Annotated in this window: 2 protein-coding genes; both read left to right on the top strand. The window is 39.6% G+C overall.

The features are described 5' to 3' along the window. Positions 1-810 precede the first annotated feature (810 nt). Positions 811-4,398, top strand: a complete 3,588-nt coding sequence (locus LC653_RS42935) for a WD40 domain-containing protein (RefSeq protein WP_229501366.1) — start codon at positions 811-813, stop codon at positions 4,396-4,398. Between the two features lie 986 nt (positions 4,399-5,384). Beyond that, positions 5,385-8,936 (top strand): WD40 domain-containing protein, encoded by a 3,552-nt coding sequence (locus tag LC653_RS42925; protein ID WP_229501364.1) that lies wholly within the window; start codon positions 5,385-5,387, stop codon positions 8,934-8,936. The last annotated feature ends 294 nt before the right edge of the window (positions 8,937-9,230 follow it).

Below are 9,230 nucleotides of genomic sequence, written 5' to 3'. Positions count from 1 at the left end.
GAGATTTGCTTGCGATGATAGTTGTTGAGGTCGCAAGTGCTCTAGAAATTCTCTCACTCACACGTGATCGTAATTTTCAAGATCAAGTTCTTATCGAAACCAAAAAAATATTGACTTCCTATCTACACCCGTATTTCCCAGTTAGAGGACATGGCGAATGTATCTAAATATTCATCTCTAACACTGAGGGGGCGACATGAAACTTTTTTAATCTCAAACAAAACTGTACTTCTTGCTCCCTGAGCCAGTTAGCCAATCTTACAGAGCAAAATTCTCTGTTTCCTAATACAACAGTTTGATATTTGTTGAATAATCCTAGCACTTGAGAAAATATTTTTGATTGCTCCTCAAAATTACTATTTCCCAATTTGGGTAAAAATTCCCAATATATTGGGAAAACATAAAAGAGCATTATACGATCTACCCTTTGGTAGATGTTGTAATCTAACCTAAATGGTAGGTTTTAAATGTTGCATTTAACTGAATCAAACTTGCTTTCGATACAAATTCAGTAATAAAAGTTATTTTCAAACTTGCATAAATCATTAAATTAAACTCTGAGAAATCTTCAGAAGGCATTCTTTACTCGCTCCCCAGTGAGTAGTGTATGAGCTTGCCTTTGGCGGGTGCTGAATTCCAAAGAGACACGTCGGAGGCGATCACGTCATCAGATCCTACTTTTTAGATGTTGTTTGTTAGCGCTGATTCCATCTCTAACTGGCCTTTGAGCCAAATTAATGATCGTGGAGAACACTACCTTGAAAGTGGAGTTATGGACTTTTGCCTTAAAAAAATAGGTACTGATAATTTATGAATCAGAACAAGCCAAAACGTAATCGTGGCGTTCTACTGACTCGTGAAGGCTGGCAAAAGTTTCAGAGGGCGAAACTTGAAGCGGAACTTCGAGAGAAATCTGGCTCTAAGTATAGCCTGGAAGAAATAAGTGAACGCGCTGGATTAACTTCAAATACACTCGCCAAGATACTTGCTAACCAAGAAGGAGTTGATAAACGAACGCTTGTTTATTTATTCATGGCATTTAACTTAGAGCTAAATCCCCAGGACTATTCCAAGTTAAATCTTGATTTAGCAATACTTCAAGACTTGAAATTTCCGAAGCGCGTTGATTGGGGAGAGACAATTGATGTATCTCTTTTCTATGGACGCACAGCCGAACTAGCTCTTTTGGAGCAATGGCTCATCCAAGAACGCTGTCGAGTGGTGGCGCTGTTGGGAATGGGAGGAATCGGTAAAACCTCTCTGGCTGCTAAGTTAGCACAAAAAGTTCAAGGATGCTTTGACTACGTTATTTGGCGATCGCTCTATAATGCTCCCCCACTTTTTGACCTCCTAGCTAATTTAATTCAATTTCTATCTAAAGAGCAAGTTTTAGAAACTGACTTACCAAAAAGTGTAAACGGCAGAATCTCACGACTGATTGAATATTTGCAACAACACCATTGTCTCATCATCCTTGATAATGCTGAAACCATTTTACAAACAGGCGCTTATGCTGGATGCTATCGAGAAGGCTATGAGGATTATAACTTTCTCATCAGACGGTTAGGACAAGTTCCCCATAATAGCTGTTTATTGCTGACTTCTCGCGAAAAACCCAAAGACGTGGCGTTAGAAGAAGGACAAGCATTGCCTGTTCGTTCATTACAACTGAGGGGTCTGAAAGAGGAAGAAGGAAAAAAAATTTTTCACCTGAAAGGTCTGTCTGGAGAAGAGTCCGATGAGAAAGTACTGATTGAGCGTTATTCTGGGAATCCATTGGCTTTGAAGATAGTTGCAACGACTATTCAAGATGTTTTAAATGGGAATATTTCTGAGTTTTTAACCCAAAAAACCGGAGTTTTTGGTGATATCTACGCTGTTTTAGAGCAGCAGTTTGAGCGCTTATCTAATTTAGAGCATGTGGTAATGTACTGGCTGGCAATTAATTGTGAGCCAATTACACTCTACGAATTGCAAGATGATTTTATGTCACTAGTAACATCAAACAAATTATTAGAAACTCTAGAGTCTTTAGTAAGGCGAAATCTGATCGACAAGTTTCAGTCAACGCTAAGTGAAAGAAGTGGCTTCTTCTTCACATTACATCCTGTACTAATGGAGTATGTGACTAGCAAATTAATTAAGCAAACTTCTCAAGAGATTGCAAGTCAAGAATTTGTACTTTTTAAGTATTATGCTTTGAGTAAAGCTCAGTCCAAAGACTACACTAGAGAAACTCAAATACGTTTAATTGTCAAGCCAGTTTTAGATGAACTTCTCACTATTTTTAAAACCACAAGCAGGTTAGAAAATCATTTAAATGAAATTCTAGTAAAGTTGCAAGGGGGATCTCTACTAGAACTTGGATATACAAGTGGAAATATTCTCAACTTGCTTCGTCAGCTAAAGATCGATTTAAGAGGTTATGATTTTTCTAATCTAAGCATTTGGCAAGTAGATATGCAAAGTGTAAATTTACCTCAAGTGAGTTTCCAAAATGCTAATCTAGCCAAATCAGTTTTTACTAAAAACTTCAATAGAATTTCCGCGGTAACATTCAGCCCTAACGGGGAAATTTTAGCAACGAGTGACGCAAATGGCAAGATTTGCTTGTGGCGAGACTTTGCTGAAAGCGAACAACTTTTGACCTGTTTAGGACATATTGATTGGGTTGGAGCGATCGCCTTCAGTCCGAATGGTAGCACTCTTTGCAGTGGGGGTACTGACCAGAATGTAAAATTGTGGGATGTTAACACAGGTGAATGCCTGAAAACTTTAACGGGACATCCTGAGCGGGTACGAACTGTTGCCTTTAGTCCTCAAGGTAAAATTCTAGCTTCTGGCAGCGATGATCAGACAGTACGTTTGTGGAGTGTCACCACCGGCCAATGCTACAAAGTTTTACGGGAACATACTGGTTCAGTATTATCAGTTGTTTTTAATATCAAAGGTAATATTTTAGCCAGTGCTAGTAGTGATAAAACTGTGAAGTTATGGAATTTTCTTACAGGAGAATGCGTCAAAACTTTACAGGGACATACCAGTTCGGTTTGGTCAATTGCTTTTAGTCCGGATAGTCAAACCTTGGTTAGTGGTGGTGATGACCACACTGTGAAACTGTGGAAGATATCGGATGGTAAGTGCTTCAGAACTTGCCAGGGACATAGCGATAGAATTAGGTCTGTCGCCTTTGCTCCTAGAGGTAATATCGTGGCTAGTGGCAGTGATGACCAAACTGTAAAGCTTTGGGATATTAGTACAGGAGAATGTGTCAAAACTTTGCAGGGACACACAAGTTTGGTCTGGTCTGTTGTTTTCAGTCCGGATGGTCAAACCTTAGTTAGTGGTGGTGATGACCAAACTGTAAGGTTTTGGGATGTTTGCACTGGTCAAGCCTTAAGAATCTTGCAAGGATACAATAATGGGGTGTGGTCTGTTGCTTTTGCTCCTAGTGGTCAGACCATAATTAGCAGTAGTGATGACCAAACTATAAAGCTGTGGGATGTTGCGGATGGAAAGTGCTACAAAACTTTGCGGGGACACTCTAATCGAGTCCGAACCGTTGCCTTCAGTCCTCAAAGTAATGTCTTGGCAAGTGGCAGTTATGATCAACTCGTAAGGCTGTGGGATAGCAGCACCTGCCAATGCTGCAACATCTTACAGGGACATACCGGCTGGGTAAAATCAGTTGCCTTTGCTCCTGGAGGTAGGATTCTGGCCAGTGGCAGTGATGACAAAACTGTGAGGCTATGGGATGTCAACACTGGTAAAGTCTTGAATATCTTGGAACATAGTCATGGAGTATGGTCTGTTGCTTTCAGTCCTGAAGGTAATATTCTGGCCAGTGGCAGTGATGACCAAACAGTTAAGCTTTGGAATATTAGCACAGGTGAATGTCTCAAAACTATGTTAGGGCATACAAGTTGGGTATTATCTGTGGCTTTTAGTCCTGAAGGTAATATTCTGGCCAGTAGCAGTAAAGATAAAACAGTGAAGCTCTGGGATGTTAGCACAGGTGAATGTCTCAAAACTATGTCAGGACACACAAGTTGGGTATTGTCTGTTGCTTTTAGTCCTGAAGGTAAACTCTTGGCTAGCAGTAGCGTAGATCAAACAATCAGGTTGTGGGATATCCAATCCGGTCAATGTATTAAAACTTTACGTGGTCATACCCACTGGATCAGGTCAGTTGCCTTTAGTCCAGATAGTCAAACCCTGGTAAGTGGTAGCGAAGATGAAACTGTTAAATTATGGGATGTTTTGACAGGTGAGTGCCTAAAAACTTTAAGAAACGAAAGACCTTACGAGGGAATGAATATTACTGGCGTTACAGGTTTAACTCAAGCAACTATTGCTTCTTTAAAAGTTCTAGGAGCAATTGAGAATCAATCTCCCTAGTTTTACTTTGCTTCTATTTTGTTTTCAGCCTAGAGAGAAGAGGCGACTTTTAATCAGGGGAGTTTTAATTTTAGTCGTTGCATTTAAGTAGAAGGCAGCTAAGTTGGAGGTAAAAACTGCTCATAAAGCTGATTTCACTGGTTGGTATTTTATGTTTAATTATATCTACTTACTTATATATAAATTATAAATAAAATATGAACAAACTATATTCTTATACTTAGTTTCTGCACCCAGAGTATCTGGGCATAAGATTTATCAACTATTTTGTTCACAACCTAAATAGTTTTGCTGTAAAAAATTACAGTAGGTTTAAAAAATTTTAAACTATAGCGTATTTGACTTGCATCATTTGCGGGTTTAATCATTTATCTGGAAGATTTAGCCATGAAAAATTAGATGTGCAATAATTTCCCTTTTAGGTATGGGTTTCCAAACTTACGGACAACTTTATTTACCTTCTAAATATTTTTAAGTAAGCGTACCATCTCTCGAATTACATCGCTCTTTGTTCGCTGCATTTTTTCACAATACTCCTCCAAAATTATTTTCTCGTTCAATGGAAACTGAATTGTTAAATTAACAGCATTTTTTCGGGGCATTGTCATTGACTTTTAATTACTTTTCAAGTACTATTATATAGAAACTACTGCTTACAAAGATGAGTCTAAAGTTAGAGATAGTACCTGATGATTTGCTCTCATTAGAGTAAATACCTGTAACCTTACCTAATTGATATTTATCGAATGAATAAACTTTTAGTTTGCTCATAATAAAATTGTCGCCAAATAATGCTAAAAGTGGCTAAAACCTTTTTTGAAAATGGGTTTTAGTTGTCAAAATCGTATTTTTAAAATATTTGTTTTGGCTGGTTTTTACCAATTATTTAGCTTATTTAGCAACAATTTTAAATTATTAACAATCCTCTTCTATACACGCAAGCAGTAGGAGCTTATTACTCCAAATAAAATTCTTACTAAAAAATTATGAAACCGGAGAAACTCAAACGCAATCGTGGACTTATACTGACTCGTGAAGGCTGGCAAAAGCTTCAAAATGCCAAACTTGAGTGGGAATTTAGAGAAAACAATGGCTCCAAGTGTACTCTAGAAGAATTAAGTGAACAGATTGGGATTACTAGTGTCACTTTTAGGAAGGTACTCACTCGTGAAGCCAGGGTTGACAAACGGACGCTTGTTAGTTTGTTTATGATGTTTAATCTAGAATTAGATAAGAACGATTATATAAGCCCAGACTCTGATTTAAAGGGGCAGGAAGACTTGAAAAACCCCAAACGTGTTGATTGGGGAGAGATGGTGGATGTATCTCTTTTTTATGGACGTACAGCCGAACTGGCTCTTTTGGAGCAATGGCTCATCCAAGAACGCTGTCGAGTGATGGCGCTGTTGGGAATGGGAGGAATCGGTAAAACCTCTCTGGCTGCCAAGTTAGCACAAAAGGTTCAAGGATGCTTTGAGTACGTTATTTGGCGATCGCTCTACAATGCTCCCCCACTTTTTGACCTCCTAGCTAACTTAATTCAATTTTTATCTAATGAGGAGATTTTAGAAACTGACTTACCAACAAAAGTAAATGATAGAATATCACAACTAATTAAATATTTGCAACAACAGCGCTGTCTCATCATTTTAGATAATGTTGAGACTATTTTGCAAACAGGCGCTTATGCTGGATGCTATCGAGAAGGCTATGAGGATTATGGCTTACTGATAAAACGGCTAGGGCAAGTTATTCATCGAAGCTCTTTAGTGCTGACTTCTCGAGAAAAACCTAAAGACGTAGCGTCATTGACAGGAGAAGCACTGGCTGTACGCTCATTACAACTCAGTGGTTTAGAAGTAGTAGCAGGGCAGAAAATCTTTGAAGCCAAGGGTTTTTCTGGCTCAGAGTCAGAATTACCAGCGGTAGTTGAGCGTTATGCAGGCAATGCCCTAGCTTTGAAGATAGTAGCGACAACGATACAAGATGTTTTTGATGGTAATGTTGCTCAATTTCTGCAACATTACACGGCTGTTTTTGGCAGCATTCGGGATCTGCTAGACCAGCAGTTTTCACGCTTGGCAAATTTAGAGAAAGATATAATGTACTGGCTAGCAATCAATCGTGAGCCAGTTTCGCTATCAGAAATACGAGGAGATATCGTATCACCAATACCAGCAGAAAAATTACTGGAGGCTCTGGAGTCTCTGGTACGGCGCTCCTTGGTTGAAAAAAGCACAGCACTCTTCACGCTACAACCTGTAGTCATGGAGTATGTGACTCAGCAATTGATAGAGCAAGTTTGTGAGGAAATTGTTACTCAAAATATTGATTTGTTTAGGTGTCATGCTTTGATGAAGGCAACGGCGAAAGACTATGTTAGAGAGACTCAAATTCGGCTCATCATTGAGCCAGTTATAGATGGATTATTCGCTGTTTTGAGAAGCAAAAAAAACCTTGAAAATCAGCTAACCCAAATTCTAGCAAGCCTACGAGAGACATCACCGCTAGAACAAAGTTATACAGCTGGGAATATTCTCAATTTGCTTTGTCATTTAGAGACTGATATCAGTGGCTATGATTTTTCTTTTCTGAGTATTTGGCAAGCAGACCTGCGGTCTTTTAAATTGCACGATGTAAATTTCCAAAACGCCAATTTTAATAAGTCTATTTTTGCTGAAACCTTTGGCGGTGTGCTGTCAGTAGCCTTTAGTCCTAATGGCAAACTTTTAGCTATAGGTGATACTAATGGTGAGATTCACTTGCGGCAGCTTGCAGATGGCATACAAGTCCTCATCTGTAAAGGACATAGTAGCTGGGTTATATCACTTGCCTTTAGTCCAGATGGTAAAACTCTTGCCAGCAGCAGTGGTGATTACACTTTGAAGTTGTGGAATATTGATACAGGTCAATGCCTGCAAACTTTCCAAGGACATGAGCAAGAGGTTTGGTCAGTTGCCTTTAGTCCAGATGGTACTACGCTAGCGAGTGGCAGTGATGACCAGATGGTGAAGTTATGGAATATTAGTACTGGGAAATGTCTCAAAACCTTGCAGGGACACACAAGTTGGGTACACTCGGTTGCTTTTAGCTCAGATGGACAGATGTTAGTAAGTGGTAGTGATGACCATACAGTGAAGTTATGGAATATCAACACGGGTGAATGCCTTAAAACGTTCCAAGGACATCGTGATGGAATACGGTCAATTGCTGTTAGTCAAGATGGACAGATGCTAGCAAGTAGCAGTGAAGACCATACGGTAAAGTTATGGAATATTAGTACTGGGAAATGTCTCAAAACCTTGCAGGGACATTCCAATGAAATATATTCAGTTGCCTTTAGTCCCCAAAGCAATCTGCTGGCTAGTGGCAGTCATGACCGAACTGTGAAGTTATGGGATATCAGTACTGGTGAATGCCTCAGAACCTTTCAGGGGCATTCCAGTTGGGTATATTCAGTTGCCTTTAGTCCACAGGGCGAACTCCTGGCTAGTGGCAGTTATGATCAAACGGCAAGGTTATGGAGTGTTCACACTGGTCAATGCTTCAAAACATTTAAAGGATATACTGATCAAATACTCTCAGTTGCCTTTAGTCCGGATGGGCAAATGCTGGCTAGTGGTAGTCACGACTCTTCAGTGAGGCTGTGGGATATCAGCACAGGTCAAGTCTTGAAAACCTTCCAGGGGCATGGTGCAGCCGTCTGGTCGGTTGCTTTCTGTCCTAATGGTCAAACACTCGCTAGTGGCAGTGAAGATCAAACAGTGAGGTTGTGGAATGCCAGCACAGGTCAAGCCTTGGAAACTTTTCAGGGACATCGTGCTCTAGTCCGGTCGGTTGTTTTCTGTTCTGATGGTCAAGCACTTGCTAGTGGCAGTGAAGATCAAACAGTGAGGTTGTGGGATGTCAATACTGGTAAAATTTTGAGAACTCTTGAGGGACATGATGCAGCAGTTTGGTCAGTTGCCTTTAGTCCACAAGGCCATCTCTTGGCTAGCGGCGGTCATGACCAGACGGTAAAGTTATGGGATGTTAGTACTGGTAAGTGTAAAAGAACGTTGGAAGGGCATAAGGCTTGGGTTTGGTCAGTTGCATTCAGTCCAGATGGCAAATTACTGGCAAGTACTAGTCCCGATAAAACAATCAGATTGTGGAATATTCACACTAATGAATGCGTTAAACTTTTGCAGGTAGATACAGGTTGGTTACAGTTAGCTGCTTTTAGTCCAGATAGTAGGATACTAGCTTGTTGCAACCAAGATTTCACAGTTCAATTATGGGATGTTAGTATGGGACGATGCCTCAGAACTTTGCAAGGACATACAGGCAGGGTTTGGTCAATTGCTTTTAATCCTGATAATCGAACTTTGGCTAGCAGTGGTGAGGATCAGACCATTAGGCTATGGGATATAACAACAGGTAATTGCTCAAAAACGCTCAAAGCAGAGAAACCTTATGAGCAAATGAACATTAAAAAAGTTACAGGTTTAAATACAGCGACTATTGCTACATTGAAATTATTAGGAGCAGTTGCTTAAAAAATTTATCTATGCCTAAAATGCTAAAAAGCTTGCCATGAAGTAGTTTTACTTTATTTACATGTCTACAAAGTAAGGTTCAGGCATCTCTCTATGACGTTACTAAACTTCTGATAAATTACTTTTTTGTCCTAGCTGTCTCAGGTTAACTCGGCGTAAATATAGCAAAGACACTGTTGGCGAAATATTGCTTAACAATTTTGGCAACGTAATATTGCACGAAAATTCTGATTACTTCCGCAGCGATAGGATAATTAAATCTTGAACGCTTAGATAAATTGTTACCATGTCGAT

Source organism: Nostoc mirabile CHAB5784, from assembly GCF_020829645.1.
Taxonomy (GTDB): Bacteria; Cyanobacteriota; Cyanobacteriia; order Cyanobacteriales; family Nostocaceae; genus Nostoc; species Nostoc mirabile.
The sequence above is the reverse complement of the archived record's forward strand: the minus strand, read 5'-3'. Positions and strand labels throughout refer to the sequence as shown.